This window comes from Nonomuraea sp. NPDC049624, assembly GCF_040675255.1.
GTDB lineage: Bacteria > Actinomycetota > Actinomycetes > Streptosporangiales > Streptosporangiaceae > Nonomuraea.
Window position 1 is genome coordinate 786627 of record NZ_JBFAOR010000005.1, and the last position, 18206, is coordinate 804832.

General features: G+C 73.1%; 12 protein-coding genes. 8 read left to right on the forward strand and 4 right to left on the reverse strand.

Annotated elements, in window-relative coordinates:
- Positions 1 to 20 precede the first annotated feature (20 nt).
- On the forward strand, positions 21 to 2153 hold the full coding sequence (locus AB0J76_RS24560) for an ATP-dependent RecD-like DNA helicase (RefSeq protein WP_352327906.1): 2133 nt from the start codon (positions 21 to 23) through the stop codon (positions 2151 to 2153).
- A gap of 54 nt (positions 2154 to 2207) precedes the next feature.
- Here the strand turns inward: AB0J76_RS24560 and AB0J76_RS24565 are convergent, their stop codons facing one another.
- From AB0J76_RS24565 to AB0J76_RS24575, 3 genes are read right to left on the reverse strand one after another with little or no spacing between them, the layout of a single operon-like run.
- The gene (locus AB0J76_RS24565; protein ID WP_352327907.1) at positions 2208 to 5144 is read right to left on the reverse strand and encodes an FAD-linked oxidase C-terminal domain-containing protein; all 2937 of its coding nucleotides are present in this window, start codon (positions 5142 to 5144) and stop codon (positions 2208 to 2210) included.
- Positions 5145 to 5201: 57 nt separating this feature from the next.
- Positions 5202 to 5741, reverse strand: coding sequence for a DUF892 family protein (locus AB0J76_RS24570; RefSeq protein ID WP_352327908.1), 540 nt, complete (start codon positions 5739 to 5741; stop codon positions 5202 to 5204).
- Positions 5738 to 6955, reverse strand: a complete 1218-nt coding sequence (locus AB0J76_RS24575) for an MFS transporter (RefSeq protein ID WP_352327909.1) — start codon at positions 6953 to 6955, stop codon at positions 5738 to 5740. The genes AB0J76_RS24570 and AB0J76_RS24575 overlap by 4 nt, the downstream gene beginning before the upstream one ends.
- Positions 6956 to 7038: 83 nt before the next feature.
- Here AB0J76_RS24575 and AB0J76_RS24580 point away from each other — a divergent pair, with 83 nt between their 5' ends.
- Both AB0J76_RS24580 and AB0J76_RS24585 read left to right on the forward strand, forming a co-directional pair.
- Positions 7039 to 8007: a helix-turn-helix domain-containing protein gene (locus AB0J76_RS24580; RefSeq protein ID WP_352327910.1), complete on the forward strand. Its 969-nt coding sequence runs from the start codon at positions 7039 to 7041 to the stop codon at positions 8005 to 8007.
- Between the two features lie 35 nt (positions 8008 to 8042).
- Positions 8043 to 8585: an RNA 2'-phosphotransferase gene (locus AB0J76_RS24585; RefSeq protein WP_352327911.1), complete on the forward strand. Its 543-nt coding sequence runs from the start codon at positions 8043 to 8045 to the stop codon at positions 8583 to 8585.
- A 390-nt stretch (positions 8586 to 8975) separates the two neighbouring features.
- Here the strand turns inward: AB0J76_RS24585 and AB0J76_RS24590 are convergent, their stop codons facing one another.
- Positions 8976 to 13649, reverse strand: a complete 4674-nt coding sequence (locus AB0J76_RS24590; RefSeq protein ID WP_364390561.1) for a DNRLRE domain-containing protein — start codon at positions 13647 to 13649, stop codon at positions 8976 to 8978.
- Positions 13650 to 14230: 581 nt separating this feature from the next.
- On the opposite strand from AB0J76_RS24590, the gene AB0J76_RS24595 reads away from it, so the two are divergent.
- The 5 genes from AB0J76_RS24595 to AB0J76_RS24615 form a co-directional block, all read left to right on the forward strand.
- Entirely contained in the window at positions 14231 to 14674 is a 444-nt protein-coding gene (locus AB0J76_RS24595; RefSeq protein WP_352329152.1) for a CBS domain-containing protein, read from the forward strand.
- Between the two features lie 74 nt (positions 14675 to 14748).
- Entirely contained in the window at positions 14749 to 15351 is a 603-nt protein-coding gene (locus AB0J76_RS24600) for a TetR family transcriptional regulator (RefSeq protein WP_352329150.1), read from the forward strand.
- 165 nt (positions 15352 to 15516) lie between these two features.
- Entirely contained in the window at positions 15517 to 16965 is a 1449-nt protein-coding gene (locus tag AB0J76_RS24605; protein ID WP_352329148.1) for an MFS transporter, read from the forward strand.
- A gap of 174 nt (positions 16966 to 17139) precedes the next feature.
- Positions 17140 to 17502 carry an STAS domain-containing protein gene (locus AB0J76_RS24610; protein WP_352329146.1) on the forward strand — a complete coding sequence of 121 codons (363 nt, stop codon included), beginning with the start codon at positions 17140 to 17142 and terminating at the stop codon, positions 17500 to 17502.
- A 129-nt stretch (positions 17503 to 17631) separates the two neighbouring features.
- The coding region (locus tag AB0J76_RS24615) for a HAMP domain-containing protein (protein WP_364390564.1) at positions 17632 to 18206 on the forward strand (575 nt) is incomplete at its 3' end.

An 18206-nucleotide genomic window follows, 5' to 3' on the forward strand; every position in this document is an offset into this window, starting at 1 on the left:
CGGATGGTTTGATCGCTGCTGTGGAGGCCTCGGTCGAGCAGCTCGTCTACGTCAGGGACGACGAATACACCGTCGCGCGCATGAGCGCCGAGGGCGTGCCCGACTTCGTGGCCACCGGCCGGGCGCTGTCGGGCGCGCAGCCCGGCGAGACGCTCCGGCTGACCGGCGACTGGAGCCACCACGCGCGCCACGGCAGGCGGTTCGCGGTGTCCGGGTGCGAGCGGGTGGTGCCCGCCACGGTCCGGGCGATCCGCGTCTACCTGGGGTCGGGGCTGATCCGCGGCATCGGGCCGCGGCTGGCGTACGCGATCGTCGACCACTTCGGCGAGGACACGCTCAAGGTCATCGACGCCGAGCCGGGGCGGCTGACCGAGGTCGTCAACATCGGGCCGCTGCGGCAGGCGCAGATCGTCCAGGCGTGGCAGGAGCAGAAGGCCATCGCCGCGCTGATGGTGACGTTGCAGGGGCTGGGCGTCAGCCCGCTGCTCGCGGCCAAGATCCACCAGGTGTTCGGCGGCGAGGCCGAGGAGGTGCTGGCCACCGACCCCTACCGGCTGATCGGCCGGGTCAGGGGCATCGCCTTCCGCGTCGCCGACCGCATCGCGCTGCAGCGGGGGGTGCCCGAGCGCAGCCCGCAGCGGATCAAGGCGGCGCTGCTCGACCGGCTGGAGTCGGCGGCGGTCCGCGACGGCCACTGCTTCGTGCCGGTGCCCCATCTGGTGGCGCGGGCGGCCGAGCTGATCGAGCTCGACCCCGAGGCGGTCGGGCCGATGATCGACGCGCTGGTGGCCGAGCGGCGGGTGGTGGTCGAGGCCGACGACGAGCAGCCGGGGCGGGCGGTGGCCTACGCCAAACACGTGCACGCCCGCGAGCGGCAGCTCACCGAGCAGCTCACCCGGCTCCTGCGGGCCCGCTCCACGCTGCCGCTGCGTTCCTTCCGCGAGGACGAGACCCTCCACGACGACCAGCGGGCGGCCGTCAACATGGCGCTGACCTGCACCGTCTCGATCATCACCGGCGGGCCCGGCTGCGGCAAGAGCCACACGGTCAGGGCCGTGGCCGCCACGGTCAAAGCGTCGGGCGGCTCGGTCACGCTCACGGCCCCCACCGGCAAGGCCGCCAAACGCCTGTCGGAGCTGACCGGCATGCCCGCGATGACCATCCACCGCATGCTCGCCCACCAGCCCGACCCCGACCCCTCCACGCTGTTCGAGGAGGCGCCCGCGCAGGCCGACCTGATCGTGGTCGACGAGGCGTCGATGCTCGACCTCCATCTCGCCACGCGGCTCACGGCGGCCGTCCAGCCGGGCAGCCACCTGCTGCTCATCGGCGACAGCGACCAGCTGCCCAGCATCGGCGCCGGCGACGTGCTGGCCGACCTGCTGCGCGTGGAGGCCGTCCCGCGGGTGCGGCTCACCCACGTCTTCCGCCAGGCGGCCGGCAGCGGCATCGTCGAGGCCGCCCACCTCATCCGGGCCGGCCGCGTGCCGGCTACGCCGGGGCGCGGCGGGTTCTGGTTCGAGGAGCTCGACGATCCGGCGCGGGTGGCCGAGCGGGTGGCCCATCTGGCCATGGAGGCGATCCCGCGCAAGCAGGGCGTGCCGCCCGAGCAGGTGCAGGTGCTGTGCCCGATGCGCAAGGGCGAGACGGGCGCGGTCACGCTGGGCCGGCTGCTGCAGGACCGCCTCAACCCGGCGGCCGACGACAAGCCCGAGCACTGGTCGGGGGCGTCGGTGTTCCGGGTGGGCGACCGGGTCATGCCCATCCGCAACAACTACGACAAGGGCGTCTTCAACGGCGAGACCGCCACGGTCACCGCCGTGCTGCCGCAGGACCGCGTGGTCGAGGTCCGCACCGACGACGGCGAGACCGTCCAGTACGGGTTCGGCGAGCTCGACGACCTCACCCACGCCTACGCGATCAGCGTGCACCGCTCGCAGGGCAGCGAGTACCCGTTCGTGGTGGCGCCGATCGTGGCCGAGGCGGGCGGGATCATGTTGCGGCGCAAGCTGCTGTACACGCTGGTGACGCGGGCCAAGGCGTGGGTCGTGCTGGTGGGGCAGCGGGAGGCGCTGGAGCTGGCCGTCCACCGGGTGGGCCGCCCGCGCAACACCGGCCTGCCCCGCCGCCTGGCCCAGAGCCTGTCGGCCTGATCCCGCCCCGGGCCGACCCGTGATCGGGCCGTGCCCGGTCGGGGCCGGGCCGGGTCAGTCCTGGCGGATGAGGGCCGTGGCGAGCAGTTCGGCCAGGTGGCGGCCCTGGCGTCCGGTGCCGGCGGCGGCGATCTGGGTGCGGCAGGAGAAGCCGTCGGCGAGCAGCTCCTCCCCCGGGCCCGCCGACCGTACGGCCGGCCAGAGCCCCTGCTCGGCGCAGGCCTGCGCCACCTCGTGGTGCCCCCGCTCGAACCCGAAGTTGCCGGCCTGCCCGCAGCAGCCGGTGTCGAGCACGCTGGTCCGGATGCCGAAGCGGTCGAGCACGGCCCGGTCGGCGTCGTAGCCCATGATCGCGCTCTGGTGGCAGTGCACCTGCGCGATCGCCTGTCCGCCGGTCGTGGCCGGCCGCCAGTCGGCGGCGCGCGTCTCCAGCAGCTCGGCCAGCGTCAGGAACCGCTCCGCCAGCAGCCGCGTCTCGGCCGTGTTGAGCAGTTCGGGCCCGTCGGAGCGGAACACGGCGGCGCAGCTCGGCTCCAGGCCGACCACCGGCACCCCGGCCTCGGCCCAGGGGGCCAGCGCCCCCACCGTCCGGGCCAGCACCCGCCGCGCCACCCCGAGCTGCCCGGTGCTGATCCAGGTCAGCCCGCAGCACAGCGTCACCGGCGGCACCACGACCTCGAACCCGGCCGCCTCCAGCACGTCCACGGCGGCCCGCCCGATGTGCGGGTCGAAGTGGTCGGTGAACGTGTCGGCCCACAACACCACCCGCCCCCGCGTGCCCGGCCCGCCGCGCGGACGCCGCCTGAACCAGTCGGTGAACCGCTGCCGGGCGAACCTCGGCAGCTCGCGCTCCGGCGTGATCCCCGCGACGGCCTTGACCAGCCGCGACAGCCCGGGCGCCGAGTTGACCGCGTTGACCAGGCCGGGCGCGGCCGAGGCGAGCGCGGCCCACACCGGCAGCCAGCCCATCGAGTAGTGGGCGCGCGGCCGGACGCGGCGCCGGTAGTGGTGGGCGAGGAACTCGGCCTTGTAGGTGGCCATGTCCACGTTCACCGGGCATTCGGAGCGGCAGCCCTTGCACGACAGGCACAGGTCGAGCGCGTCCCGCACGGCGGCCGAACGCCAGCCGTCGGTGATGACGTCGCCGCGCACCATCTCCTCCAGCAGCCGGGCGCGCCCCCGCGTGGAGTGCTCCTCCTCGCGGGTCACCCGGTAGCTGGGGCACATGACGCCGCCCTCGAAGGTGCGCTTGCGGCAGGTGCCGGTGCCGACGCAACGGGTGGCGGCGTGCCCGAATCGGCCGTGGTCGTGGGGGTACTGGAAGAACGTCTGGCGCGGCTCGTGCGGGTAGAAGCGGTACTGGGCCAGGTTCTGGTCGAGATGGCGTGGGTGGACGACCTTGCCGGGGTTCATCCGGTCGCGCGGGTCGAAGATGGCCTTGAAGCGGCCGAACACCTCCACGACCTCCTGGCCGAACATGACGGGCAGCAGCTCGGCCAGCGCCTGGCCGTCGCCGTGCTCGCCGGACAACGAGCCGCCGTAGGAGGCGACCAGCTCGGCGGCCTCCCTGGCGAAGGCGCGGTAGCGGGCGATGCCGTCGTCGGTGTGCAGGTCGAGCGGCAGCCGGCCGTGCACGCAGCCCTGGCCGAAGTGGCCGTACAGGGCGGAGTCCTGGTAGTCGTGCGCGCGCAGCAGCCGCTCGTAGTCCCGCAGGTAGGCGCCCAGCCGCTCGGGCGGCACGGCCGCGTCCGACCAGCCCTCGTATGTCTGGCGGCCAGTCGGCGGGTACGCCTCCACGCCGAGCCCCGACTCCCGCCACCGCCACAGCCGGTCCTCCCTGGCCGGGTCGCCGAGGAAGGCGTGCGTGGGCGTGGGCGCCCCGGCCCGCTCCCCCACGTCGCGCATCATCGTCTCGGCCCGCTCGCGCGCCTGCTCGGGCGTGTCCCCGCCGAACTGCACCAGCAGCCAGCCGCCGCCCTCGGGCAGGTCCTGGAGCGCCGGGTCGCCGGGGTGCTCCCGCTTGGCCAGCCGGTACATGGTCTCGTCCATGGCCTCCAGCGCGATCGGCGCGTGCCGGGCCACGGCCGGGACGGCGTCGGCGGCGGTGAAAACGTCCTCGAAGCCGAGCACGGCCAGCGCCCTGGCGGGCGGGGACGGCACGACGCGCAACTCGGCGCGCAGCACGGTCACCAGCGTGCCTTCGCTGCCGGTCAGGGCGCGGGCCAGGTCGAAGCCGTTCTCGGGCAGGAGCTGGTCGAGGTTGTAGCCGGAGATGCGGCGTTCCAGCCTGGGGTAGCGGGTGCGGACCAGTTCCATGGTCTCGTCGCGCAGCTCGCGCACCTGGCGGTAGATCTCGGCCAGGCGGCCGCCCTGGGCCTGGATGCGGTCGTACTCGGCGTCGCCGGTCGGCCCGACCCAGGCGCGCACGCCGTCGTAGGTGAGGATCTCCAGCCGGAGCACCGACTGCGACATCTTCCCGTACGCCTGCGCCGAGGCCCCGCACGAGTTGTTGCCGATCATGCCGCCGATCGTGCAGGCCCGATGGCTGGACGGCCGCGGCCCCACCATCAGCCCGTACCGGGCCAGCTCGTGGTCCACCTGGTCGAGCACGGCCCCCGCCTGGACGACGACCCGGCGGCCCGCCGCGTCCACGGACTCGACCGCGCCGCAGTGCTTGGACCAGTCGATCACCACCGCCGCGTTGCAGCACTGCCCGGCCAGGCTGGTGCCGCCGCCGCGGGAGAGCACGGGCACGTCCCCGGATCGGCACACGGCCACCGCCGCCACCCCGGCGTCCAGGTCGTACGGCACGACGACGCCGATCGGGACCTGCCGGTAGTTGGAGGCGTCACGCGCGTAGGCGGCGCGGCTGCCCAGATCGAAGCGCACCTCGCCGTCCACGGCCGCGGCCAGGCGGCGGCTCAGCGTCTCGACGTCGATCTCGCGGGACGTCGGCGTGCGCGTGACGGGCGTGTTGACCAGGCTCTTCATGCCCGGCCCTTACCCGGGCCGGCTCACGGGCCGCCCAACGGCGGGCCAAGCCCGGTTCTAGACCCCGAGCAGGTCGGTGAGGTCGTCGGCGTGCTCCTCCTCCTCTTCCAGGATCGACTCCATGAGCCGGCGGGTGGTGGGGTCGCCGTCGCCGAGCCAGCGGATGATCTCCTGGTAGGTGGAGATGACGATGCGCTCGGCCCACAGGTTGGCCTCCAGCAGCGCCTTCAGGTCGGTGTCGGCGGGCACCTGGTAGTCGGTGTGCGAGCGCTGGACGAGCTTGGCCGGGTCGAAGTCCGGCTCGCCGCCGAGCTGGCTGACGCGTTCGGCGGCGCGCAGCGCGTGGTCGAGCTCCTCCTTGGCGTGCTCGGTGAACTCCGCCGCCACCTGCGCGCGGTCGATGCCCTTGGCCGAGATGGCGTGCCTGGTGTACCTGAGCCAGCACACCACCTCGGTGGCGATCACGTCGTTGAGGACCTCGATGACCTTCTCCGGATCGCGGCCGAAGGTCTGCGTGATCGGCCCCTCGTCCATCTTCTGCCGCACCTGCTCGCGGATCCTGGTGACGTCGAGCACGAATTCGTCCGTCTGCGTCATGATGTGTCCTTCCCCCGGCGATTTCCCCTGGTCAACGGTAACTTCGCCGGACCCTGCGCCGGGGTTGCGACACGGGGGGACCGCAGGCGGGGCGCCAGGGCGAGCGTGACGGCCGCCGACGCCGCGGCCAGCACGGCCATGGCCGCGCCGGGCGAGGTGTGCTCGGCCAGGGCGCCGGCGAGCGTGGCGGCCAGCCCCTGCATGGCGACCATGCCGGAGGAGTGCAGGCCGAGCGCGTGGCCGCTCAGCTCGGGGGGCGTCAGCGCCATGAGCCGTTCCTGCAGCAGCAGGGTGGCGGCGAACCCGGCCGAGGCGAGCGCGACCAGCACCGGCGACGGGCAGGCCACGAACACCAGGTACGGCAGCGCGAGCAGCAGGTACAGCGGCGTGACCAGCCGCGCCCGCCGGTGCGGCGGCAGGTACCGGCCGACCAGCACGTCACCGGCGAGCATCCCGCCGGCGGCGCAGGCGAACAGCAGCCCGGCCCGGTCCGGCGCGAGCGGCACGAACAACGACTCGCAGCCGACGATCAGGCCGTTGGGCAGCCAGAGGGCGAGGTAGACGTGCCGGCGCGGCCGATCGGACCACAGGCGGGCGTTGTCGCGCCAGGTCCCGGCGGGTGAGGGCCGTCCGGACGCGCGCGGCCGCCGCCGTCCGAGCCCCAGCCCGGCCGTCGCGGCGGCCAGGTGGAGGGCCGCCGCGACGAGCAGCGTCCCGCGCGGCGACAGGACGGTCACCAGCACCCCGCCCGCGCCGAACCCGGCGATCTGCACGATCCCGGAGGACATGTTGAGCACCGACCGGCCGAGCAGGTAGCCGTCCCGGTCGAGCAGCTCGTTCAGCAGCCCGTAACGGACGCCGCCGCCGAGCGCGGACAGCGCGCCGAATGCCAGCACCACGGCGAGCATGCCCCACACGGGCAGGCCGGGCACGGCCAGGAAGGCGGCGCCGAGCGCGGCCGCCAGCGCCAGCCCGGACAGGGCGGCGCGCGGCGGCAGCCGGTCGGCCGCCGACAGCAGTGTGGCCGCGCCCACCACCTGGGCGAGCGCCGGGCCGAACATGGCCAGCCCGGACAGCAGCGGCGATCCGGTGTCGGCGTAGACGAGGGTGCCGAGGGCGAGCCCGCTCACCGTCTGCCCGGCCACCTGCCCGGACGAGACCAGGAAGAGCGGGGTGAATCCGGACCTGCCGAACAGGTCCCGGTACGTGCGCATGGGACGGCAGTCTTCGCGACCGGCGGCGGCAGGCGTTACTGTTTCGCCCACCCGCGAAACAGAGCAGGGACGAGGAGGACGTGGTGGGGTTCTGGCAGGTCGACGCGGACACGCTGGCGGACGGCCGGTTCGTCCTGTCGCCGCTGGCCGAGACGATCGCCGCGCTGAAGACGCTGGACCGCGCCGTCGCCGCCCATCCCGGCGAGGACGCCTGGCTGGCCGCCCACCTGCCCGCCTACCGCGCCCAGCAGGCCGCCGACCCGGTCACGGCGCTGCTCGTCCGCGCCGCGCTGGGCCGTACGTGGAACGCGACGTTCCTCACGCCCACGCCCGAGGGAGAGGGCGAGGCGGCCTTCGAGGAGGAGCTGGCGAGTGTCCGCGACACCCCGCCGGAGCAGGCGCGCGAGGACCTGGTCGAGTCGCTGGGCGGCCCGGTGCCCGCCGCGCTGCGCCGCGACGACCTGCCCGGGCGCATGGCCGCCCGGCTGGAGTGGGTGTGGCGCGAGACCGTGCTGCCGGCCTGGCCGCGGCGCCGCCGGATCATCGAGGCCGACGTCACGGCCCGCGCCGCGCGGCTGGGCCGGGGCGGCTGGGCGGCGGCTCTGGACGGCATGCGTCCCGGTCTGCGCTGGCTGGGCGACGGGCGGCTGCAGATCAACGCCTACGACCATCCGCCGCGGGACCTGGCGGGCGCGAGGCTGATGTTCGTGCCGGTCACGCCGCGCCAGGGCTGGGTGAGCTGGCACGGCTCCCGCCGCTGCGCGATCGTCTACCCGTGCTCGGGCCCGCTGGCCGACGTCGGCCCGCCGCCCGCGCCGCAGGCGCTGGGCCGGCTGCTGGGCGGGGCGCGGGCGGGCGTGCTGGTGCTGCTGGACACCCCGAAGAGCACCACGCAGCTCGTCGCGCTCACCGGCCAGGGCCTGGGCTCGGTGGGCCGCCATCTCAAGGTGCTGCTCGACGCGGGGCTGGTCGGCCGGGTGCGGGCGGGCCGTTCGGTCCTCTACGGCCGTACGTCCGTCGGCGAAGACCTCGTACGGGCACAAACCACCTGACCGCGCCCGCCCGCAGCTGCCACCATGGGAAGCCCATGGACGAACGACGCATGATCCGCATCTCCAAGTACCTGGCCAGGCACCTGCGCCACGACCCGCAGCGCATCGGACTCACCCTCGACGCGGCCGGCTGGGTCCCCGTCGACGACCTGCTCGCCGCCGCCGCGGCGCACGACTTCCCGATCACCCCCGACGAGCTGCGCCAGGTCGTGGCGGCCAACGACAAGCGGCGCTACGCGATCGAGGACGGCAGGATCCGCGCGAACCAGGGCCACTCCGTGCCGGTGGAGCTCGGCCTGCCCGCCATGGAGCCGCCCGCCTACCTCTACCACGGGACGGTGGCCCGCAACCTGGACGCGATCCGCCGCGAGGGCCTGCGGCCGATGAGCCGCCACCACGTGCACCTGTCCCCCGACCGGGAGACCGCCGTCCGGGTGGGCGCGCGCAGGGGCAGGCCGGTGGTGCTGGCGGTCGCCGCCGGGGACATGCACGCCGCCGGGCACCTCTTCCTGCGCAGCGCCAACGGCGTCTGGCTCACCGCCCACGTCCCCCCGGCCCACCTGCGCTTCCCCTCCTGACCCCGCTGCGGGAGCCCGGGGTTCTCCACGGCCCCCGGCAGGCGTCACGGCCAGAGCTGCAGCGTGAGGAGGGTGACCTGGTAGATGTCGCCGCGGGCCGTCCCAGCTCTCGTAGCGGACGAACACGCCGACGTCCGGGGTGACGTCCATGATGATCGCGTTGGGTCCGACCGCGACCCGCCGGCTGGGGGTGGGCCCGCCGAGGTCCCAGATGCCCGGCTGACGGGGACGGAGGTCCTGGGCGGCCTCGACGTCCGCGAAACCGTGGAGACGCCGCACCTCGATGCCGTCGGAACGCTCAGCGATGATCTCTGCCATGACGGCATTCTTTCCGTTCCGGGGGGACCGCGGCCCGCTTTCCGAACGGTGGGAAGCGGGCCGCGGCGGCCGCTATTTCAGCCGCAGGTAGAACTTGTCCTGCCGAAGGATTCGATTGTTGTTGTACCAGGCCTGCAGCACCGCGCCGAAACCCTGGTTCTGTTCCTTGCCGAGGATCTGCACCGAGAAATTGTGTTCCGGTTTCGCGTAGGCGGCTCCTTGCGCCGTCGAGGCGAAGGGGAACTGATCGCATTCGACGTCATCGGCGGCCAGTTCCTCCTTGCCGAACTCGAACTCGCACGTTTTACCGGCGAATCTATGATTGGCGTCGATCTGTGACGAATACCTCGCCCGGGACAGGGGGTTCTGCGGTGTGCCGCCCGGAATGCTCTTCGCCTGGCGCAGGTCTGGGAAGGCGATGCCGCCGGGTTGGGGGTTGGTGACGGAGCCGGGCGTCAGCGCCTGCTTGATGTGGTCGTAGATCTGGTCGACCGCCACGCCCTTGTCGTTCCTGTCGTCCTTGGCGAAGGACTGCGCGGGAACGGCGTCCATGATCACGCAGCCGCCGACGGAATTGCCCTGCGCGTCCTTGTTGTGCCAGGAGATGAGGGGTGAGGTGTCACACCTGACGGTGAAGGACCGGAACCCGGGCGCGGCCCGCTTGCCGTTGTAGTCGTGCGCGAGGGCGGGGGTCAGCGTACAGGAGCCGATCTTGTGCTCGCCGTCCGCACGGTCGGTGCGGAAACGTTCGGTGATCTGCCATTCCTGGCTCGCGTTGTTCCATTGCGTGGGAGTGGCCCACTTCGTCCCGGTCCTGGAGACGAGTTGGCAGGCGCCGGTTCCCGGCCCGGGATCGCTCACCTCGGTCCAGAACGCGTGCGGAGCCGTTGCGAGGGCGCCGAAGCCGCCCGCGTCGACCGAGATGCGGGTCGTGATCTCGAACTCGCGGCCGGTCTGGTCCGTCGAGATCCGCACCAGCCGCTTGCCCTGGACCTTGGTCAGCACCTGCTCCTGACCGTCCGGGTACTTCGCGGTGATCCGGCTGACCCAGGGCCCCTTGTTGCAGTAGGCGAAACGGTTCTTGGTGTAACCGTTCCAGGACTCGGTGGCGGCGGCCGCCTGGCATTCGGTGAAGGTGACGTCCTGGGCGGCGTCCTTGTCGGCGGGCAGGTACTTCTTGATGCTCGCCGCGTCCGCCGCCGCGATGGCGGTGAGCTCGGGGCGGCCCGCTGTCTCGGCCACCGTGAACGACTGCCAGTCCGACCAGGCGCCCACGGCTCCCGCCAGTGACACCCGGGCCCGCCAGCGCACCCGCCAGCCGTCACGCAGCTTGCCGGCGGGCACCTGGATGCCGGTGATCGCCGGGGAGCCGTGCTCGCCGGCCTCCGCGCTGCCCGACCAGATCACGCCCTTGCCCTGACGCGCCGACGCGTGTTCGACCTGAACCTCCGCCGAAGCGTGCCGTCCTGCCGCACGGGGGGCGTTGACCAGCAAGGAAGGCCGCGTCGTCGGGACGACCAGCCGTCCCGACGACTCCTTGACGCCGCGGACGCGCAGCTGGCCGGCCGCCAGGGCGCCGGGCGCGGCCTTCTTGGCCGCCGCCTTCAGCGGGGTCCATTGGTAGTTGGTGAACCACCAGGCGTAGGAGCCGATCATGATGTTGCCGGCCGCGTCCTGGGCTTCGCTCACCTCCGCCGCGTAGAAGCTGCCGAGCGCCTGGGAGGGCGTGAAGGTCAGCGTCTTCCCGTCCGGGCTCATGCTGGACTGTCCCGCGACCTCCCGCTCCTCGAACAGGTCTGTCACGGTGAGCCGGGCATTCGTGACAGGTTCGTTGAACCGCACGATCACCTTGGCGCTTGCCGGCACGTTCTCGGCGTCGTCGGCGGGCTGGACCTGCACGACCTCCGGGGACGTGGTGTCGTCACCGGGAGTCGGCGTGGGGGTGAGAGTCGGCGTGGGAGTCAGGGTCGGTGTGGGGGTCGGGGTCGGGGTCGGCGTCGGAGTCGGAGTCGGAGTCGGGGTCGGAGTCGGGGTCGGAGTCGGCGTCGGGGTCGGGGTCGGGGAGTCGATGTAGGTCACGACCAGCGTGGGGGCCTGCCTGCCGGACCGCGAGGAGGCGAACCCCCGGTCGTACGCCGACGCGGTGGACGCCTCGTGGACGCCTCGGAGGAGAAGGCCATGGTTCGGCCGGCCCGAGCCCCACGCCTGCGCGATGCCCGTGACCGGCCACGTCCACGTGTCGCCGATGACGGGATCGTCGTCCTGGCAGGGCTGCGGGTCACGGGCGGTGGCCTGGTTCTCAGTCGTCACCGCGGGTTGCCTGGCCCAGCTCAACGTGCTGATGTCCCAGGCCGCGGTCACCTGCTGGGCGAGGATGCCGGCGCCGCTGTCGCCGCATCCGTACCCGTAGACGTTCGACAGCCGCAGTTCCGCCGACTTGACCTGCTTGCCGGTGAGGGCGGCGGAGTCGAACCGCAGGTAGGTGCGCTCCTTGACCGGGGTGCTGGAGCCGTCGTACAGGCCCGCCCAGAGGTTGTCGCCGCTGTCGTCGATCGCGTCCGCGCTGTCGATCCAGAGGTTGTCCTTCAGCGGGAGTTCGATCGTGCGTTCCTGACCGGGGCCCGGGTCCGTGTCTGCGCTGCCGAGGAGTTTCAGCTCGTCCGCGTACAACGTCGCCGGGGCGTCCTGGCCGGCCTTGACCGACAGTTTGAGCTGCGCCGTCGCGGCCCCGGAGGGCGGCGGAACGGTCGCCTCGACGGCGGTCCAGGTGTCGGCCGCCAGGGTCCGCTCGACTGTGCTGGACTTGAGCAGTGTCCCGGCGGAGTCGAACCAGTCCACGCCCCAGGCGAGGGTGAGGCTCCCGCCCTGCGGGTAGAACCAGCCGTTGGCCGCGTGCAGAGCGTTCGCGCGGACCGCGAGCCCGGTCTCGGAGCGGACCTCCGCCTGACCGCCCGCGGGCACGACCAGCTTCGCCGACGCGGTTCCGGCACTCTCGTGTGCGCGGTCGGCCGACCGCTCCAAGGTGCCGCCGGTCGCCGTCCACGGCGAGAGCTCGCTCTCGAAGGACGGGTTGGCGTTGAGCACCTTGCCGGGCGCCGGTGGCGTCGGTTCGGGATTGGGCGCGGGCGGTGTTCCCGGATCGTCGGAGACCGGGTCGAACCCCGCGGCCAGCTCCTCGTCGGACAGGCCGCTCGGGTAGGACGCGTCCATCGCGCCGAGCTCGACGGTGTTGTTCCGGGCGATGGCCTCGTCCAGCGCCTTCTCCGGCGTGATCGCGCGGCCGGGCACCGTCTCCCCGTCGCGCATCGACGACGTCGCCCAGGCCTTGTCCTCCGCGAAGGAGCCGGCCGGAACCTGCTGGCCGCCGGGATAGTCGCGAACGATGGCGACCTGTTCCGGCTCGGGCGCCGGAACGTATTGGATCATGAGGGTGGGCGGGTGCCGGAAGCCCGGGTAGGGGTCGCCGTTCTGCTCCTTGGAGTAGTACTGGCGCCAGTTGATCGCCGTGGTCTCGTTGACGGCCCGCAGCACCATCCCGTGGTTGGCCACGCCCCGCTCGATCCACGCGCCGGCCATGTTCGTCACCGGGTGGACCAGCGTCTCCTCCGTGGCGCACCAGGAGCCGGGGGCGGCCTCGGAGTTGTAGCCGGCCTTGTTCACGCCCTCCAGGCTGCTGGCGAACGTGGGCTGCCGGGACCAGCTCAAGGTGGAGGTGTCCCAGGCCGAGGTGACCAGGGCGGCCCCGATGCCCGATCCCATGGGGTCGCCGCACTGCTGGCCGCTGGGGCCACCCGACTTGTAGTTCCACACCGACAGGTCCGCCTCGACCACGGTGGCGCCCTTGAGCGCGGGGTCGTCGGTGTCGAACTTCAGGTAGACGCGGGCGATGTCGGCGCCGGTGGAGGTGGTGCCGGCGCGCAGCCAGGCGGCCGCGGCGTTGTTGGTGGCGGGGTTGTTCTTGCTGACCCAGGCGTCATCGGGCTGACCGCCGCCGAACCAGTCGTCGGCCGCGGCGATCGTCACCGGGTAGGTCACCGCTGGATCGGCGAGGAACTTCTCGTCCGGCGTGAACACCAGCTCAGGCGTCGCGCCGGAGGCGTCCACCCGGGCCTGGACCGGGGCGGACCGGCCGGCGTCGGGCCCGGTCTCGGCCTTGGCGTCCATGGCGGTCAGGACGACCGGCGCCGCCGCGGCCTTGCCCTTGGCGTCCTTGAGCTGCGGCCGCCCGTCGGAGGTGGTGCCGAAGGCGGTGCCCTCGGGCAGGGTGAGCGGCAGCCGGACGGTCACCGGCCCGGCCGGCCGCCGCCGGAGGACCACCTGCGAGACGAACCCGTCAGGCTGGGCCCGCACCACGAGGTCGGCCCCGGCCGCGACGGCGTCGGGGTAGGTGACCGTGCTGCCGGAGACCTTCGGCTCCGGCAACGCCCGGGTGACGCGCAGGCCGGTCGTGCCCCGTTCGCCCGCCGCCGACACCAGGTGTCTGGCGCCGCGCGCGCCGAAGGTCAGCGGGGTTTTGACCCGGGCGGCCTGCAGCTTGCCGTCCCGGGTGACGATGCGGGTGTCGACGGGCTCCCAGGCGCCGGCCGGGTTCCTGAGCTGGACGGGCCGGGTGTACAGCTCAGCCCGCAGGTGCTTGCCGTCGGGGTTCGCCCAGACCTTCATGGTCTCGGAGAACCGGGACGGCACCTCGACGGGTTTGCCGGACTCGGCCGCCTGCCGCCAGGCGGCCTTGAGCGCCGGTTCCATAGTGGTGGCCGATGGCGTCGTCGCCGGAGGCGCCGCGGTGGAGGGTGACGTGCGGCCCTGGGCGATGGCGGGGGCGCTCAGGAGCGCGAGCGGCAGCGTCAGAGTCGTGATCAGGGCAGCGCGACGGCGCGTCCGGCGGGAAAAGCCGGACGCTAATCGACGTGTGTTCACTCACAGCCTTTCGAACAGATGTTGGTAAAACTCAGTGATCGTCACACGCGTGGGATTAAATGTAAAGATCGTTTCCAGTAACGGGAACGGGATGCTCCGTGATCGACCGGGGCCGCGCATTTTCCGGTCCGGAAGACCGCGGCGGGCACATCGCGGTGAATGACATGGACGCCGGCGATGTATTTCGCGGCGATCGATTCGGAATCGGGACCAAATCGCGGTGTCGCGGCACGCTCTTCGGGAAATCCCGCGCGCCCGATTTCGCGACCGAAGGGCCGCGGTTCAATATCCCAGCCGGTGAAGCGCGAACCGCACGACCGCCGCGCACGGCGGACGTTCGCCGACGACCAGTGCCCGCGCGCCGGGCGGGAGGGGCGTTGGCTAGGCTGTGGGCCGGAGGATGATCACCCATGCGCGCACGCGATCTCGTCACGGAGTTCCCTGCGGTCACGCTCGACATGTCGGCGCTCGACGCCGCCCGGCTGCTGGCCGAGCGCGACCTGCCCGGCCTCATCGTGATCGGCGACGACGGCCGCCCCCACAGCATCCTCCCCGGCACACAGGTGCTCCGGCTGGCCGTGCCGCCCTACTGCCAGGACGACCCGGCCCTGGCCCGGGTGGTGGACGAGGCCCACGCCGACCTGTTCCTGCGCCGGCTCGGCACGCGTACCGTCCGCGAGTGCCTGCCCGAGCAGCCGCGGGAGCTGCCGGTGGCGGACATGAAGGCCACGGTGCTCGAACTGGCGGCGCTCATGGCCCGCACGCGCAGCCCGCTGGTGGCGATCGTGGAGGACGGCCGGGTCGCCGGAGCCGTCACCCTCCAGTCCCTCCTGGACCACGCGCTCGCCCTCTGACCGCCTCCCCCGGTGCCGGTGACGCGCCGAGGGCGGCGACGATCTCCGGCCGGGAGCGTCGTAGGGTGGTGCCCATGGGGAAGACCGCCGCCCGACAGCCCGTCCCCGCCCGGCGGGCCGACGCCGAGCGCAACATCGCCGCCATCCTGGAGGCCGGGACGCGGCTGCTCAGCGACGACCCGGGCGCGAGCGTGGCCGAGATCGCCAAGGCCGCGGGCGTCGGCCGGGTCACCCTGTACGGGCACTTCCCCTCCCGCGAGGCCCTGGTGGACGCCGTCCTCGACCACACCGTCGGGCTGGCCGACGCCGTCCTGGAGGACGAGGCACTCGAGACGGCCCCCGCGCCGGAGGCGATGGCGGGGCTGCTGCGTTCGTCGTGGGAGATCCTCGACCGCCACCGGCGGCTCTTCGTGGCCGCCGACCGGGTGCTGCCCACCGAGCGCATCCGCGAGCACCACGACCGCCCGCTGCGCCGGGTGGAGCGCCTGATCGCCCGCGGCCAGGACGACGGCGACTTCCGCACCGACCTGCCGCTGGAGTGGCTGGTGACGACGTTCTTCGCGATCATCCACAGCGCGGCCCAGGAACGGGAGGCCGGCCGTCTGGCCGCCGAGCAGGTCGAGCCGGTCCTGGCCCGCACCATGCTCTCCCTCCTGACCCCGCCCTCCCCCGCCTGACCTCTCCCTCCAGGCCCCCGCCGGCCTTCCGGCACGACCGCACACCCCGCCGTCCCGGCGCGGCCCGAACGAGCCCGGCCGACCCGTGCCGCCGCGACACCCTACCGGCGTACCGTTTTGTTGTGCTTAACTTGAACACTAGTGTACGAGTTAAGGAGACCGGGAATGAGTCATCACGTCGGGACGCGGGCTGCCGCGCCCGCACAGAACAAGGGCTGGGCGGTGCTGGCGTTGTTGTGCCTGGCGCAGCTCATGCTGATCATCGACATCACCGTCGTCCAGGTGGCCCTGCCCACCATCGGCGCCGACCTCGCGCTCGGCCGGGAGGCGCTGACCTGGGTGGTGACCACGTACACGCTGTGCTTTGGCGGCCTGATGGTCCTCGGCGGGCGGCTCGCCGACGCGCTCGGCCCCCGCCGCACGCTCATGGCCGGGCTGGCGCTGTTCACCGCGGCCTCGCTCGCCTGCGGCCTGGCCGGCGACGGCGGCACGCTCATCGCCGGGCGGGCCGTCCAGGGGGTCGGCGCGGCGCTGCTGTCCCCCGCGGCGCTGGCCGTCGTCACCACCGTCTTCCAGGGTGAGCGCCGGGCCCGCGCGCTCGCCGTGTGGGCGGCCATCGGCGGCTCCGGCGCGGCGATCGGCGTGCTGCTCGGCGGCGTCCTGACCGACGGCCCCGGCTGGATGTGGGTGTTCTACGTGAACGTCCCCGTCGGCCTGCTGGTGCTGGCCGCCGTCCCCCGCGTCGTCCCCGCCCGCGTCGCCGCCCAGGCCACCGGCGATGCCCCGCGCGGCGGCCGGGTCGACGTCGGCGGCGCGCTGCTCGTCACGCTGGCCACCGCCCTGCTGATCTACGGGCTCGTCTCCGCCGGCGACGGCGGCTGGGCCTCCGCGGGAACCCTGCTGCCGCTGGCCGGGGCCGCCCTGTCGTATGTCGCGTTCGTCCTGGTCGAGCGGTCGGTACGGGCGCCGCTCATGCGGATCGAGACCCTGGCCAGGCGTCCCGTCGTCTCGGGCGCGTTCGTCATGCTGGTCGCCACCGGGCTGATGCTGGGCCTGTTCTTCCTCAGCTCCCTCTACCTGCAGCACGTCCTGGGCTACAGCCCCCTGCGGACCGGGCTCACGTTCCTGCCCGTCGCCGTCGCCATCACGCTGGGCGCGCACCTCGGCGGCCGCCTCATCGGCAAGGTGGGCGGCCAGCCGGTGGCCGTGGCGTCGTTCCTGCTGACCGCCGCGGGGGCGGCGCTGATGACCCGGGTGTCCCCCGAGGCGGGCGCGTTCACCACCTTGGTGCCGGGGTTCGTGCTGGCCGCCGTGGGGATCGGGCCGGCGTTCGTGACCGCCACCACCACGACGATGGCCAACGTCCCGCCCGGCGAGAACGGCGTCGCCTCCGGGGTGATCAACACCTTCCACGAGCTGGGCGGCTCGATCGGGGTGGCGGTGGTGTCCACGGTCGCCGCGTCCAGCCTGGTGCCGGGCGCGGGCGCCGGCGGCTTCACCTCGGGGCTCGTGTTGTGCGCGGTCGTCGCGGGGGTGGCGGCGCTGGTCTCGCTCGGTCTCGTCCCGCCCGGCAGGCCGGCGGGCGCGTTCGTCGGCCACGGTCACGGTCACTGATGGGATGTCCCCGGCGACCCCGGGAGGCTATTCTGCTTGCGTGACTGCTCCGCCCCCCGCGGGACGCGGCTTCTCGACACACCCGGCCTCCGCCGGGGCCGGTCATCACCGGGCGCTGGACGGCGCCCCTCCGCCACCGGTCGCGTCGCGTCCCGAGCGCGGTGGGCGGCGGCGATGCCGCCGCTGACGCTCCTGCGCCGGGAGCAGCCGGGCGTGACGGTGATCGAGGTGTCCGGCGAGCTCGACGCCACCAACCGCGCCCAGTTCGAGAGCTTCCTCAGAGACCGTCCGGAGCCCGGTCACCAGGTCGTGTTCGACCTGGCCCGGGTGCCGTTCGTGGACAGCTCGGGCCTGCACGTCCTGCTGGCCTTCGCCACCGACCAGCTCCGGAGGTCGGGCGCGGTGCGCCTGGCCGCCGTGCAGCCCCTGCCCGCCCGGTTGCTGGACATCACCGGGGTGCTCGGGCACCTCCCCGTGCACGACACCGTCGAGGAGGCGGTGGCCGCCGCCAGGGCCGCCGCGGAACGTTCCGTGTGACGGGCGGCGCGCGGGCGCATTCTCGGCTAACTTCGGGGCTAGCGCGCGTCTGGGCGCAGGCGGCTACTCTTCCGCTACCCAGGGTTGAAGTTCTTCCATGCCGGGCGAGCACGGAACGAGGAACACGACATGAGCGACCCCACGGTCGGCAACGCACGTACGAGAGGGCGCGGCAAACGGGTCCGAGGCCCGTCCGAGGTGGGCGAGACCGAGCTGCGCCAGCTGCTCGGCGGGCTGACGGCGGTCCGGGACGGTGATTTCCGTACCCGTCTGCCGGAGGACGCCGACGGGTTGCTGGGTGAGATCGCCTCGGTGTTCAACGGGATGGTCGATCAGTTGTCGTTGTTCACCTCCGAGGTGACGCGGGTGGCGCGCGAGGTGGGCACGGACGGGCGGCTGGGTGGTCAGGCCGATGTGCCGGCGGTGTCGGGGACGTGGAAGGACCTGACGGAGTCGGTGAACGCGATGGCGGGCAACCTGACTGATCAGGTGCGCAGTATCGCGCAGGTGACGACGGCGGTGGCGCGGGGTGACCTGTCGCAGAAGATCACGGTGCATGCGCGCGGGGAGATCCTGGAGCTGAAGAACACCGTCAACACGATGGTGGATCAGTTGTCGTCGTTCGCCGACGAGGTCACCCGGGTGGCGCGTGAGGTGGGCACCGAGGGCCAGCTGGGTGGTCAGGCCGAGGTGGAGGGGGTGGC